This window comes from Streptomyces sp. NPDC029159 (genome assembly GCF_055564055.1).
Genome location: NZ_JBVHWT010000005.1, coordinates 251,800 through 264,692, shown reverse-complemented (window position 1 = coordinate 264,692; position 12,893 = coordinate 251,800). Strand labels below are relative to the sequence as shown.

At 74.7% G+C, this 12,893-nt stretch carries 12 protein-coding genes; 11 read left to right on the top strand and 1 reads right to left on the bottom strand.

Going from position 1 to position 12,893, the window contains the following annotated elements:
* Window positions 1–205 precede the first annotated feature (205 nt).
* The 4 genes from ACZ4U4_RS13435 (at window position 206) to ACZ4U4_RS13420 (ending at window position 3,025) form a co-directional block, all read left to right on the top strand.
* A complete protein-coding gene (locus ACZ4U4_RS13435) occupies window positions 206–1,810 on the top strand; it encodes a phage tail sheath family protein (protein WP_467872684.1) in 1,605 nt (534 codons plus the stop codon).
* A 122-nt stretch (window positions 1,811–1,932) separates the two neighbouring features.
* Window positions 1,933–2,376 carry a phage tail protein gene (locus tag ACZ4U4_RS13430; protein ID WP_143944641.1) on the top strand — a complete coding sequence of 148 codons (444 nt, stop codon included), beginning with the start codon at window positions 1,933–1,935 and terminating at the stop codon, window positions 2,374–2,376.
* A complete protein-coding gene (locus ACZ4U4_RS13425; protein ID WP_467872682.1) occupies window positions 2,376–2,870 on the top strand; it encodes a hypothetical protein in 495 nt (164 codons plus the stop codon). Before ACZ4U4_RS13430 ends, ACZ4U4_RS13425 begins: the two co-directional genes overlap by 1 nt.
* Window positions 2,867–3,025, top strand: a complete 159-nt coding sequence (locus tag ACZ4U4_RS13420) for a DUF6760 family protein (protein WP_467872680.1) — start codon at window positions 2,867–2,869, stop codon at window positions 3,023–3,025. Before ACZ4U4_RS13425 ends, ACZ4U4_RS13420 begins: the two co-directional genes overlap by 4 nt.
* 952 nt (window positions 3,026–3,977) lie before the next feature.
* On the opposite strand, the gene ACZ4U4_RS13415 is transcribed toward ACZ4U4_RS13420, so the two are convergent.
* A complete protein-coding gene (locus ACZ4U4_RS13415) occupies window positions 3,978–5,204 on the bottom strand; it encodes a hypothetical protein (RefSeq protein ID WP_467872677.1) in 1,227 nt (408 codons plus the stop codon).
* Window positions 5,205–5,736: 532 nt separating this feature from the next.
* Here ACZ4U4_RS13415 and ACZ4U4_RS13410 point away from each other — a divergent pair.
* From ACZ4U4_RS13410 to ACZ4U4_RS13380, 7 genes are read left to right on the top strand one after another with little or no spacing between them, the layout of a single operon-like run.
* Window positions 5,737–6,777 carry a hypothetical protein gene (locus ACZ4U4_RS13410; protein ID WP_467872674.1) on the top strand — a complete coding sequence of 347 codons (1,041 nt, stop codon included), beginning with the start codon at window positions 5,737–5,739 and terminating at the stop codon, window positions 6,775–6,777.
* A gap of 51 nt (window positions 6,778–6,828) precedes the next feature.
* Window positions 6,829–7,266, top strand: coding sequence for a phage tail protein (locus tag ACZ4U4_RS13405; protein ID WP_030278852.1), 438 nt, complete (start codon window positions 6,829–6,831; stop codon window positions 7,264–7,266).
* A complete protein-coding gene (locus ACZ4U4_RS13400; RefSeq protein ID WP_467872671.1) occupies window positions 7,266–7,994 on the top strand; it encodes a CIS tube protein in 729 nt (242 codons plus the stop codon). Before ACZ4U4_RS13405 ends, ACZ4U4_RS13400 begins: the two co-directional genes overlap by 1 nt.
* Window positions 7,991–9,928, top strand: a complete 1,938-nt coding sequence (locus ACZ4U4_RS13395; RefSeq protein ID WP_467872669.1) for a VgrG-related protein — start codon at window positions 7,991–7,993, stop codon at window positions 9,926–9,928. Before ACZ4U4_RS13400 ends, ACZ4U4_RS13395 begins: the two co-directional genes overlap by 4 nt.
* Window positions 9,928–10,374: a GPW/gp25 family protein gene (locus ACZ4U4_RS13390; protein WP_467872667.1), complete on the top strand. Its 447-nt coding sequence runs from the start codon at window positions 9,928–9,930 to the stop codon at window positions 10,372–10,374. The genes ACZ4U4_RS13395 and ACZ4U4_RS13390 overlap by 1 nt, the downstream gene beginning before the upstream one ends.
* Window positions 10,374–12,332, top strand: a complete 1,959-nt coding sequence (locus tag ACZ4U4_RS13385; RefSeq protein ID WP_467872664.1) for a putative baseplate assembly protein — start codon at window positions 10,374–10,376, stop codon at window positions 12,330–12,332. The genes ACZ4U4_RS13390 and ACZ4U4_RS13385 overlap by 1 nt, the downstream gene beginning before the upstream one ends.
* The gene (locus tag ACZ4U4_RS13380; protein ID WP_467872662.1) at window positions 12,329–12,892 is read left to right on the top strand and encodes a phage tail protein; all 564 of its coding nucleotides are present in this window, start codon (window positions 12,329–12,331) and stop codon (window positions 12,890–12,892) included. Before ACZ4U4_RS13385 ends, ACZ4U4_RS13380 begins: the two co-directional genes overlap by 4 nt.
* The last annotated feature ends 1 nt before the right edge of the window (window position 12,893 follow it).

Here is a 12,893-nt window from a genome sequence, read left to right as displayed (position 1 = left end):
GGGCCGCCCCGGAAGCGGGCCCGCCGCAGGTCAACGGTACCTCGGGCGGCGTTCCGCGACCCGATGTCCGGGCTCCGGCTGCCCGTTGGGGCATCGGCGCTGCCCCCGCTACGGCCCCGACGGACCTTCCGGGGCCCGGAGGGCGGCGACGACAGTGGCGTACTCCACCGTCAAACGGTTGTCGTACCCCGAGGAGAACCAGCGCATGCCGTCGTATCTGTCGCCCGGCGTCTACGTCGAGGAGGTAGCCAGTGGCTCCCGCCCGATCGAGGGGGTCGGCACGTCCGTGGCGGCTTTCGTGGGCCTGGCGCCCACGGGGCCGCTGAACCAGCCGACGCTGGTGACCAACTGGTCCCAGTACGTGGCCGCCTTCGGCGAGTTCACCGACGGCTACTACCTCGCCCACTCGGTCTACGGGTTCTTCAACAACGGCGGTTCGGCCGCCTACGTGGTCCGGGTCGGCGGCACCGCCGCGGACGCCGCGCAGCAGTCCGGTGCGCCGGCCGCGGTGCCGGCCGCCGCCGCGCCCGCCGAGCTGACGCCCGGTGAGCCCGCCTCCCTGGGCACCTTCGCGGTCCGGGCGCTGGCGTCCGGCACCGGCGGCGGTGCGCTGAGCGTCGAGGTCACCGACCCGGAGGGCGAGGGCCCGGCCGAGCGGTTCCGGCTGCTGGTCAAGGACGGCGACAAGGTCGCCGAGACCTTCGACGTCAGTGCCAAGAAGAGCACTCGCAACTACGTCGTCACCCAGGTCAAGGAGCGCTCCAAGCTCATCACCGTCCTGGAGGCGGCGCCCGCGGCCCAGTTGGCGCGGCCCGACAACCAGACGGTGGAGCTGGCCCGGCCCGTCCAGGCGCCCGCGGCCCCGGCGCCCGCCGCCCCGGGTGCGGCCCCGGCCGTCCACCCCGGCCCGGCCGAGTACCTCGGCGACTCCGCCGACCGCACCGGCTTCGGTGGTCTGGAGGCGGTCGACGAGATCTCGATGGTCGCGGTGCCCGACCTGATGGCCGCCTACCAGCGGGGCGCCATCGGCCTGGAGGAGGTCAAGGCCGTCCAGCTCGGTCTGATCGCCCACTGTGAGCTGATGGGGGACCGCGTCGCCGTCATCGACCCGCCGCCCGGTCTCAACGCCCGGGACATCCGGGTGTGGCGCCAGGACACGGCGGGCTACGACTCGAAGTACGCCGCGGTGTACTACCCGTGGGTCAAGGTCTTCGACCCGGCGTCCGGCCAGACGAAGATGATCCCGCCGAGCGGTCACGTCTCCGGTATCTGGGCCCGTAACGACTTCGAGCGCGGTGTCCACAAGGCCCCGGCCAACGAGGTGGTGCGCGGCGCCGTCGATCTGGAGACCCAGATCACCCGCGGTGAGCAGGATCTGCTCAACCCGATCGGCGTCAACTGCATCCGTGCCTTCCCCGGCCGCGGTATCCGCGTGTGGGGTGCCCGCACCCTCTCCTCCGACCCGGCCTGGCGCTACATCAACATCCGCCGGTACTTCAACTACCTGGAGGAGTCGATCCTGATCGGCACCCAGTGGGTGGTGTTCGAGCCCAACGACGAGGCGCTGTGGGCCCGGATCCGGCGGAACGTCTCCGCGTTCCTCGTCAACGAGTGGCGCAACGGCGCCCTGTTCGGCTCCCGTCCCGAGGACGCCTTCTACGTGAAGTGCGACGCCGAGACCAACACCCCGGAGTCGGTCGACCTCGGCCGGGTCATCTGCGAGATCGGCATCGCGCCGGTCAAGCCCGCCGAGTTCGTGATCTTCCGGCTGGCGCAGTTCTCCAGCGGCAGCGGCGAGCTGGAGGAGTAGCCCCGCCGGGGTGGGGCGCGGCCGGCGCCGTGCCCCACCCCGTCCGCACCTGATCGCCCCGTTTCCCGGGGGCCCGGCATCCGCGCCGGTGTCCCCCGCCCTCCCTGCACAGAGAGCGAACCATGAGTCTGCAGCCCGGTGATTCCCTCACCTCACACAATTTCGGCCTCCAGATCGACGGTGTCATGGTCGAGTACCTCCAGGAGGTCAGCGGCCTGAGCATCGAGCAGGACGTGATCGAGTACCAGCAGGTCTCCAGCCAGGGCAAGCCCGTCACGAAGAAGCTGCCGGGCGTGAAGAAGGCCGGCACCTGCACGGTCGTGCGCGGTATGACGCAGTCCGCCGCGTTCAACCAGTGGATCACCCAGTCCGTCAACGGCCAGATGTCGACGGCGCGGAAGAACGCCACGATCATGGTGATGGACTACATGAACACCCCGGTGAAGCGCTACAACATGCGCAACGCCTGGTGCAGCAAGGTCGACACCTCCACCGTGAAGGCCGGTGAGGCGTCCGCGCTGACCGAGACCGTGACCATCACCTTCGAAGAACTGGTCATCGAGTAATGCGCCGTACGGCCTCCCGGACCGCGGTCGTCCCCGACCCGGTCGCCGCGCCCGCGGCCCCGGGCGGGGACCCCGCGGCACCCGCCCCGGTCGCGGCGCCCGCGCCCGCCGCCGAACGGGCCCCGCTGCGCACCGAGTTCGAGTTCGAGCTGCCGCGCGGCTACGTCGACGACGCGGGTGTGGTGCACCGCACCGGTTCGATGCGGCTGGCGACGGCCCGCGACGAGCTGGTGCCGCTGCGGGACATCAGGGTCCAGGAGAACCCGGCGTATCTGTCGGTGGTGCTGCTGGGCCGCGTCATCACCCGCCTCGGCACGCTCCACCAGGTGCACGACGGCATCGTGGAGAACATGTTCGCCTCCGACCTGGCGTTCCTGCAGGACTTCTACCGGCAGGTCAACGCGGAGGGCCACACCCGGGCCGGGGTGACCTGCCCGCACTGCGAGCAGCCGTTCGAGGTGGAGCTGGGCGGGAGCCGCCTGGGGGAATCGTGACGTACGCGGCCGACCGTGTCCACGCGGAGATCGCGTACGTCGCCTATCACTTCCACTGGAGCCTGGAGGACATCCTGGACCTCGAACACGGGGACCGCCGCCGGTACGCCGACGCGATCGCCACGCTGGTCAACCGCGCGGCGGCGGAGGGCTGATGGGACTCCTCGACAGACTGCGCGGCCACCGTCCGCAGGCGCCGGACGGCGGTACGGCCGGACCCGCCGCCGGGCCCGCCACGGCTCCCGCGGCCGATCCGGCCCCGGTGGACGCCGGGCACCGGGAACCGGCCGGCTGGTCGGCGCTGCCGCCGATCCGGCGTGCCTTCGCCGACCGGACGGACACCGTCGCCGACCGCGGTTTCGGCACCTCGCTGACGACCTGGCAGAACCCGTCCTTCACCGGCACCCTCACCCATGCGGTGCTGGACGGCGGGCCCGGCGGGCGGATCGCGCAGCTGTCCGCGGCGCCGGTGCGCGGTGCGGGCGAACAACCGGAGGCCCCCGTGGCGGAGTTGCCCGTCGCGGGGCCGCGTCCGGCGCCTGCCGACGCCCCGGCCGACGCGGACGGGACGCACGACGTGCCCGCCGCCCCGGTCGTGGTGGCGCGGGCGGCGGGCCCGCAAGTCCGGCCGCTGTCGCCGGCCGCGGCGGCGCGCCCTGCGACGCTGACGTCCGCCCCGCGCGGTACGCGGTCCGGTGCGGCCCCGCGCACCTCGGTGCAGCGGCGGGAGCTGCCGGTGGCACGGGCGGAGTCGGGTGGCGCACCGGCCTCGCGGCCTGCGCCCGGCGCGGGTGCGGCTTCGGCGGCCGGTGCGGGAGCGCGTTCCGGCTCGGCTGCCGACTCCGGTGGCGGGCGCGGCGGTTCCCCGGCGGGCGGGGCGGAGCTGCCGCTACCGCCTGCCGCCGGTGGCGTCTCGCCGTCCGGCGTCGATGCCTCTTCCCCGTCCGGTGCCGGGCTGCCACCGATTGCGGTGCAGCGGGCGGCGGACGGTGGGCTGGCGGTGCCCGATACAGGGACCGGTCCGGCGCCCGATGCGGGGACCGCTCCGGTGTCCCCTCCGAACCCCCTTCGCATCACCAACTCGCTTTATGAGCAACGGAGTTCAGGTCAGCAGGAGTCCTCATACCGGCCCGGGAATTCCGCGGGTGCGTCGCGCCCCGGCGGTGGTCGGCCGGGTGGTGCGCCGGGGGCCGGGCTCGCCGGGCCGCTGCCCGTGGTGCAGAAGGCCACGCGCACCCCCGCCGCGCCTGCCGTCCCTGGAACGCCGCGTCCCGCTCGCACCGCCGGGCCGGTCGGTGCGCCCTCCCGGCCCGAAGCGGGCACGTCCGCCGGTACGCAGGGAAGTCCGCCCCGTGCGGGCGCGGCTGCGCGTCCGGGTACGCCGTCGTCCGGCCCGGCACCGACGAGCGGCACCGGTGTGAGCGCGGCACCGAATGCGTCCGCCTCCGTCGCTCCGCGTACGCCTGCCTCGTCGGGGACCGGACCCACGCCCTCGCCGTCGGCGTTCGGCCCCTCGTCGACTCCGTCGGCCTCCGGCCCCTCGTCAGCTCCCTCGGTCTCCAGCTCTGCGTCGGCGTCCGGCCGCCCCTCGGCTCCGAGCGCCGCTGCGCCGAAGGGGCTCGGGGCGCCGAAGGGCTCCGCCGCCTCGCAGCGCTCCGGTGCGTCCGGTGCCGTCACCGTCTCGCGTACCGCGGGTTCGCCTGGCGGCTCCGCCCCTTCGGCGGGTGGTGACCGTCCGTTGGCCGTCTCCCGCGCCCTGGCCGCGCCCGACGCGGCGCGTACGGCGGGGACTCCGTCCGCCCCGGGAACGCCGCGCCCGGCGGGCCCCTCCGGCCCGGCGTCCGGTACGCCCGGCGGCCCGGCCGCGCCGCCCTCCGGCCCGTCGGCGTCCTCTCCCCCGGCCCCTCCGGCTGCGGGCCCCGGCGCTCCTTCCGGCCGTACGGCTCCCGGCACGCGTCCGGTTTCCTCCGGTACCGATGGGCACCCGGTGCAGCGCAGCACCGAGGGCGCCGCCGTGCGCAGGGGGCTGGGCACGCCGCGCGCCGCACAGCCGTCGCCCGCCTCCGGCCCGGCCGCTCCGGCGACGCCCTCCGGTGCGCCGGTGCCCACCCCGGCGGCGCCGTCCGGTACGCCGGTGCAGCGGTCGGCCGGGCTCAACCCGCCTACGGGGGCGGTGCGTTCGGCCGCGTCGCCGTCGGCACCGGTCGCCCCGGCGCCGGGCACGCCGACCGCCCCCACGCCCCCCACGCCTCCGGCGCCGAGCACACCGGCCATGCCCACCGCGCCTGTCGCGCCGACCGCGTCCAGCTCGCCCTCCGCCGCAGCGCCGTCCACGACTCCGGCTCCCACTCCGGCACCGGCTCCGGCACCGGGCGCGGCAGCCCCCACCCGCACCGCCGCGGCCAACTCCCCCGCACCGCCCGCCCCCTCGGCCCGGTCCGTCGCCGCTTCCGGCCCGAGCCTGCCCGTCGCACGCCGCACGGCACCGTCCGCTCCCGGGTCCACGGAACCGGCCCGGCGGCGTCCCCTGCTGGGTGCCCCGCTGATCGCCCCGCCGCAGGCCGAGTCGGCGCGTTCGGGCCCGGCGACCGGTGCCCCCATCGCACCGCACCGCCCGGCCGGGTCCTCGGGCACCACGGCCGACGGCCCCGCGCCCGTGCAGCGTGCCGTCCCCGTACGGCGGCCCGCCGCAGCACAGTCCTCCGGGATGCGCCCCGCAAACACCGGCCACCCGACCGGCGACACCCCCCGGCTCCCGCTGCCGACCCCGATCGCCCGGGCCGTACCGGAAGCCACGCCTCCGGGGGCCACCGTCCGGCCTCCGTTCGCGGCTCCCGTGGCACCGGAACCCGCGGCGGCGAAACCCGTGTCGCCGGAGCCCGCGCCCCCGCAGTTGGCCCCCGTCGTCCGCCCGAACACCCCGCCCGCCGCCGGGCCGTCCGCCGCCGCCCCGACGCGTCCGGCCGCGGCCCTGCCGCTGGCCTCCGCCCGCCCGTTGACCTCGGCGACGGCGTCCGGCACCCCGGCCGCCGCCCCCGTCCAGCGGCGTACGGCCCCGGCCGCCGCGCCGCTGCGTCCCGCTCCGGTGCCGGGCGCGCCGTCCGTTCGGCCGGCGCAGTCGCCGTCGAGCCCGGCGCGGCAGCCGGGCGCCCCGGCACCCGGCGCCCCCGTGCAGCTGCGGCAGCTCCCGGACGGCCCGGCGTCGCAGGCCCCGGCCGTCACCACGACGCTGAACGGCCCCGCGGCCGCGCCGCGGTCCGGACCGGCGAGCGCACCCGCCCCGCAGGCCGCTCCGCTCCGCGCCGCCCCGGCGCCGGGCGGGACCGGGGACGCGCCGCGCCGCCCGCCGGTCCCGCTCCCGACCGCGGCAGGTGCCGCGCCGCCCGCCGTCCAGCGCAGGGCCGCACCGCTGACACCGCGTCCGGCGAGCGTGCCCACCGCGCCCCCGGCACCGGCGGCCGGCCCCTCGTTCCCGGCAGCCGGACCGCCCGCAGGAGGCCCGGCCCCCGTACCGCCGCTCCCACCCCTCCCCGCCGTCCAACGCGCCCCTGAGCAGGGCGGGTCGGAGCGGCGGCCGCTGCTGGAGAAGAGTGCGCCGCCGACGCGGGAGCCGCACCAGGCTCCGCCGCTTCCCACCGGGAAGAGTGTTCCGGTGCCGGAGCGGACGCCGAGCCGGGAGCAGCCGCCGCTCAAGCGCACCTCGGCCCGTAACCGGCAGGTGCCCGAGAAGAGTTCCCCGAAGCGGTCCGGCGGGCGGGAGGGGGACGGGTTCGATGCCCGCAACCTCACCGACGGCCAGGTCGACGAGCTGGTCCACCGGTTGATCGGGCTGCTGGTCCCCCGGTTGAAGGCCGAATTCCGTCACGACCGGGAGCGCATCGGCAGACTCCGCGATCCGCGCCGCTGACGCGGCCCACCCCCGCTTTGCCCTCACGTCCGTATCAGAAAGGCCGCCGCGATGCCCAGCGATCTCGATCCGGGATCCACCATTTTCTTCACCCTGACCATCGACGGCGAGAGTCTGGGGTACTTCAACGGCTGTGAAGGGCTCGCCTCCGAGGTGGAGATCGAGCACCACCAGGAGGGCGGCAACAACGGCTTCGTCTGGCAGCTGCCGTCCCGCGTCACCTTCTCCAGCATCCGGCTGACCCGCCCGCTGACCCCGGACACCTCGAAGGTCGCGGCCTGGATCTCGTCGGTGACCACCGGGGTGCGCCGTCCCACCGCGCAGATCGCGGCGCTGCGGGCGGACGGTTCGGTCGTCGCCCGCTGGGGGCTCATCGACGTGCTGCCGGTCCGCTGGCAGGGCCCGTCCCTCGATCCGGAGAGCCCGGGGGTGGCCACCGAGGTCCTGGAGATCACCCACCACGGCTTCACCGACGCGGGAGGTGCGTGATGGCGGGTTCCGGTGGCAAAGGCGCGGGCAAGAGCCTGGTCCGCGCCTCGCTCGCGATCCATGAGCCGCCGGTCGGCGAGAGCACCACGCCCGGCGCGCTGAAGCGTACGTTCGGCTTCGACTTCAACCCCTCGCAGCTGGCGCTCAGCCAGCGCGCCGACTGGAAGGTGACACCGGCACCCGCCGTCCGCAACGGCGCGCTCCCCGAGTTCATCGGCGCGTACGCCCGGGAGCTGACCGTGGAGATCTTCCTGGACTGCTCGGACAAGCCGGACAGCAACGAGGTCCTGAAGAAGGTCGACGCGCTGCTCGACTGCTGTGAGGTGACGGCCGCGAGCATTGCCGCGAAGCAGCCGTCGACGCCGTGGGTGGTGTTCGAGTGGGGCGGGTTCTCCACCGCGCACTTCACCGCGTACGTGGCCTCCGTCGACGTCACGTACACGCTGTTCGGCACCACCGGACTGCCGATCCGGGCCACCTGCCGGATGCGGCTGGGCGAGATCCCCACCGACACCAAGGGGCAGAACCCGACCTCGGGGGCGCTGACCGCGCGGCGGGTGCACCGGCTGGTGGCCGGGGACTCGCTGCCGTCGCTGGCCTGGCGGGAGTACGGCGACGCCGGGTTCTGGCGGGCCATCGCCACGGCCAACGGCATCGACGACCCGTCGCGGCTGTCGCCCGGCACCGAACTGATGCTGCCCGCCGTCGAGGAGGTGACCGGAGCATGACCAAGCTCGCCTATTCCAGCGTCATCCACGTCACGATCGGCGGCTCCCCGCTGCCGAAGAAACTGCTGCCGTACCTGTCGGACGCCTGGGTGGACCTCGGCTCCGGGGTGCCCGGCGCCTTCCAGCTCACCTTCCGCGACCCGCACCGCAAACTGCTCGGCTCCGCCGGCATCAAGATCGGCACCAAGGTCGCGCTGGCGCCGGTCGCCGACGGCAAGGGCGCCCAGGATCCGCTGATCAGCGGCGAGGTCACCGCGCTGGAGACGGAGTACGACGGCACCGGCACCTTCACCCTCGTCCGCGGCTACGACCTCGGACACCGGCTGCTCCGGCAGCGCCGGGTCGCCGGCTACACCCGGATGACGGCCGCGGCCATCGCCCGGAAGCTGGTCGCCGACAGCGGCATCACCGTCGGGCGGATCGAGTCCACGAAGGGGACGTACGACTTCCTCACCCAGGACAACGTCACCGACTGGGACTTCCTCTCCCGCCTCGCGGACGAGAACGAGAAGGTGATGTTCCTCGACCCGCGCGGGAAGTTCCAGTTCGTCACCCCCGACAAGGCGTCGGGCGCGCCGCCGGAGAGCACCCCGGGCGACAAGAGCCCGTACGTCCTCCAGGCGGGCGTCGACATCCTGCGCTGCCGCTCCGCCGTCACCGCCGCCGACCAGGTGCCGCGGACGGAGGCGCGCGGCTGGGACGTGCAGGGCAAGAAGGTGCTGCGGGAGCGGTCGGACGCGAAGGACAACCCCGGCTTCGCCATCGGCACCACGCCGGGCAAGGCGGCCACGGCGTTCCCGACCTCCCCGCTCGTCGAGACCCACACACCCTACGACCAGCAGCCGCAGGTCAAGCGGGCGGCGGACGCGCTGGCCGACGACGTCACGGCGTCCTTCGCGGAGCTGGAGGTCACCGTGCGCGGCGCGCCGAAGCTGCGGCCGGACACCCCGGTGACCCTCACCGACGTCGGCGAACCCTTCGAGGGCAAGTACACCGCGACGGGGGTGCGGCACGTCTTCGCCTCCGGGCGGCACTACGAGACGTGGGTGACCGTCAGCGGGCGTCAGTGGCGGTCGCTGTACGGCGTGGCGTCCGGCGGCGCCACGGCCGCCTCGCGACTGCCGTCCGTCGCCAACGCGATCGTCACGGATGTGAAGGACCCGCTGAAGCAGGGCCGGGTCAAGCTGCGGTTCCCGTGGCTGGACGACAGGTACGTCAGCGACTGGACGCGCACCGTGCAGCTGGGCGGCGTCAACGGCGGCTCCATCGTGCCGCTGGACGTCAAGGACGAGGTCCTGGTGGCGTTCGACCGGGGTGCGCTGGACCATCCGTACGTCATCGGCGGGCTCTACAACGGCAAGGACAAGCCGGAGAACGGCGATGTGCCGCTGCACGACCGGCTCAGCGGGAAGGCGAGCCGCCACACCGTCGCCGACCGGGAGAACAACCGCGTCGATCTGCTCAGCCAGAAGAGCGGGCTGCGCAAGCGCGGGGTGCGGCTGCGGACCGGGGACGACCGGCTGACCGTCGAACTCGACCGCACCAAGACACAGATCACCGTCGACAGCAAGGGAAGCGTCAGCATCACGGGCAACACGTCGGTGTCCGTGGAGTCCCAGGGCAGTCTGTCCCTGCGGGCCGCCGGGGCGATGAACATGTACGCGGGCGGGGCGATGAGCCTCACCGCGGGCGGGGCGATGTCGGTCAAGGGCGGCGTCGATCTGGCGCTCCAGGCCGGCGGCATGTTCAACCTGAACGCGGGCGGGGCCGGCACGATCGACGCCGGCGCGATGCTGCACCTGGCCGGTGGCGCCGATGTGAACCTGATCGCCGGTGCGGCCATGCAGATCCTGGCGACCGGCAACGTGGCGGTCGTCGCCGCGGAGGTCGCGTTCGCCGGGTACGTCACCGTCGACGGGGTCCCGGTGATCTGATGCCCGAACAATTCGTCGGATCCGGTTGGTCGTTCCCGCTGCGCATCAGTCCGACCGGGGGGATCGCCCTGGTCAGCGGGGAGCGGGAGGTGGAGGAGGCCATTCATCTGGTGCTGGCGACGGCGCCCGGTGAGCGGCCGATGCGGCCGGAGTTCGGCTGCGCCATCCACGACATGGTCTTCGCGCCGGTCAACGAGGCGACCGCCGGCCGTATCCAGCACGAGGTGCACACCAGCCTCGACCGGTGGGAGCCGCGTATCGAGGTGCACGACGTGGAGGTGACCGCGGGCGACGAGCCGGGCGTCCTCTTCATCGACGTGCGCTACACGATCCGCGGCACCAACAACCCCCGCAACCTCGTCTTCCCCTTCTACGTCATTCCCGCCCACGACGGCCCCGACTCCGCTCCCGACTCCCCCGGCCCGTCCACCGAAAGCGACCGCTGATGGCCCTGCCTTCCCCGAACCTCGACGACCGGCGCTTCCAGCAGTTCGTCGACGACGCCAAGCGCTACATCCAGCAGCGCGCCCCGGAGTGGACCGACCACAACGTGTCCGACCCCGGCGTGACGCTGGTGGAGACCGTCGCGCACATGGCCGACCAGATCGTCTACCGGCTCAACCGCGTCCCGGAGAAGAACCACCTCGCCTTCCTCGACCTCGTCGGCATCACGCTCTTCCCGCCGTCGGCGGCGCGGACGGAGCTGACGTTCTGGCTGTCCGCGGCGCAGGACGAGCCGGTGCGGGTGCCGCTGGGCACCGAGGCGGCGACGGTGCGGGCGGACAGCGAGGACGCGGTGGTCTTCGCCACCGAGCGGGAGCTGACGGTGGTGCCGTCCTCGCTCGCCCATCTCGCGGTGCAGAACGAGGGGCAGCCCGTCACCGACCGGACCTCCGACCTCCAGGAGGGCCAGGACCTGCTCTGCTTCGCCGAGGCGCCGCGGCCGGGCGACTGCATGCTGCTGGGGCTGAGCGCCGCGGTGCCGCACTGCGCGGTGGCGCTGCGGCTCGACAGCCGGGTCGACGGCGTGGGTGTCGACCCGCGGCAGCCGCCCCTGGTGTGGGAGGCGTGGACCGCCGACGGCTGGGCGGCGTGCGAGGTCGACCAGGACACCACCGGTGGTCTCAACCGGCCCGGCGACGTGGTGCTGCACGTGCCCGGCGGCCATGTGCTGTCCCGGTCCGGGCGGAACGAGGCGGGCTGGATCCGCTGCCGCGTCACCGAGGCCGCGTCCGGCCAGCCCTTCTACACCACCTCGCCCACCGTGCGGTCGGCGGAGGCGTTCACGGTGGGCGGCACCACCCCCGCGGTGCACGCCGAGACGGTGTACGACGAGCCGCTCGGCGAGTCCGGCGGGCTGCCCGGCCAGCGGCTGCGGCTGGCCCGTACGCCCGTCGTCGGCGACAGTCCGCCGCTCCACCTCCAGGTCGCCGAGTACGACGGCTGGACGGACTGGGAGGTGGTGCCGCACTTCGCGGCGTCCGGCCCCGACGACCGGCATGTGACGCTGGACGCCACCACCGGCGAGATCGCGTTCGGCCCGTCGGTGCGCGAGCCGGACGGGACGATGCGCCACTACGGCGCGATGCCGCCGAAGGGCTCCACGATCCGCGCCCGCCGCTACCGCACCGGCGGCGGCCGCACCGGCAACGTCGCCCGGGGCGCGGTGCGTGCGCTGCGCGACTCCGTCCCGTACGTCGCCGAGGTGGTCAACCGGGAGGCGGCGCGCGGCGGGGTCGACGGCGAGACCGTCGAGGAGGCGCGGGCCCGCGCGCCGATCACGCTGCGGGCGCAGGACCGCGCGGTGACGCTGCGGGACTACGCGGAGCTGGCCCGGCGGGCGGCGCCGGAGACGGCCCGGATCACCTGCCTCGCCGGTGACGAGGGCGAGCACGGCGCGTACGCGGTGCGGGTGCTGGTGGTGCCGCAGGCGGTGCCGGACCCGGGCGGCCGGCTGCGGTTCGAGCAGTTGGTGCCCGCGGACTCGCTGCTGGAGCGGGTGACGCGGTATCTGGACGACCGGCGGCTGATCGGGACCCGGCTCGCGGTGGGCCCGCCGTTCTACCAGGGCGTCACGGTCGTCTCCACGCTGCACGCCTTCCGTGGGGTGGACGTGGACCGGGTGCGGCGCGAGGCGCACGACGCGCTCTACCGCCACCTCGATCCGCTGACCGGCGGTGCGGACGGCAACGGCTGGCCGTTCGGGCGTCCGGTGCAGGCCGGTGAGGTCTTCGCGGTGCTCCAGCGGGTGCCGGGCGTGGAGTTGGTGGACGAGGTGCTGCTGCACCCGGCCGACCCGCTGACCGGCCGCCGCGGCGACCAGTCGGACCGTATCGATCTCGATCCGTCGTCGCTGGTGTTCTCCTTCGACCACCGGGTCCGGGTCATCGGGGACGCGTCGTGAGGGGCTCGGTGGACGGGCTGGTGTCGTCGGCACCGCTGGGCCCGATGCTGCCGGCGGTCTTCGCGGACGACGCGCTGGCGCAGGACTTCGTCGCGGGTCTGGACGAGGTGCTGGCGCCGCTCGTCAACGTCCTGGACTGTCTGGACTCCTACTTCCGGCCGTCGCTGGCCCCTGCCGACTTCACCCGCTGGCTGGGCTGGTGGGTGGGGGCCGACACCGACGGGATCGACGACGGTGACGCCGCCGGTCAGGCGCGGCTGCGGGCCGCGGTGGCCGCGGCGGCCCATCTGCACCGGGTGCGCGGTACCCGCCGCGGGCTGGCGGAGACGGTGCGGCTGGCGTTCGGCGTCGCACCGGAGATCTCCGAGAGCGGCGCGGCGGCGTGGAGCGCCCGTCCGCGCGGCCCGGCCCCGGGCGAGCGCCGCCCGCGGCTGCACGTCACGCTCCGGCTGCCCGCGCCGACCGCCGCGGACACCCACCGACTGGACGCCCTCGTGGCGGCCGCCCGCCCCGCCCACATGCCGTACACCGTCGAGGTGCTGACGGCGGAAAGGACCTGAC

Excerpts from the sequence above, each read along its gene's own strand:
- ACZ4U4_RS13435 (WP_467872684.1), top strand. The coding sequence starts at position 206 with ATGCCGTCGTATCTGTCGCCCGGCGTCTACGTCGAGGAGGTAGCCAGT.
- ACZ4U4_RS13430 (WP_143944641.1), top strand. The coding sequence starts at position 1,933 with ATGAGTCTGCAGCCCGGTGATTCCCTCACCTCACACAATTTCGGCCTC.
- ACZ4U4_RS13425 (WP_467872682.1), top strand. The coding sequence starts at position 2,376 with ATGCGCCGTACGGCCTCCCGGACCGCGGTCGTCCCCGACCCGGTCGCC.
- ACZ4U4_RS13405 (WP_030278852.1), top strand. The coding sequence starts at position 6,829 with ATGCCCAGCGATCTCGATCCGGGATCCACCATTTTCTTCACCCTGACC.
- ACZ4U4_RS13400 (WP_467872671.1), top strand. The coding sequence starts at position 7,266 with ATGGCGGGTTCCGGTGGCAAAGGCGCGGGCAAGAGCCTGGTCCGCGCC.
- ACZ4U4_RS13395 (WP_467872669.1), top strand. The coding sequence starts at position 7,991 with ATGACCAAGCTCGCCTATTCCAGCGTCATCCACGTCACGATCGGCGGC.
- ACZ4U4_RS13390 (WP_467872667.1), top strand. The coding sequence starts at position 9,928 with ATGCCCGAACAATTCGTCGGATCCGGTTGGTCGTTCCCGCTGCGCATC.
- ACZ4U4_RS13385 (WP_467872664.1), top strand. The coding sequence starts at position 10,374 with ATGGCCCTGCCTTCCCCGAACCTCGACGACCGGCGCTTCCAGCAGTTC.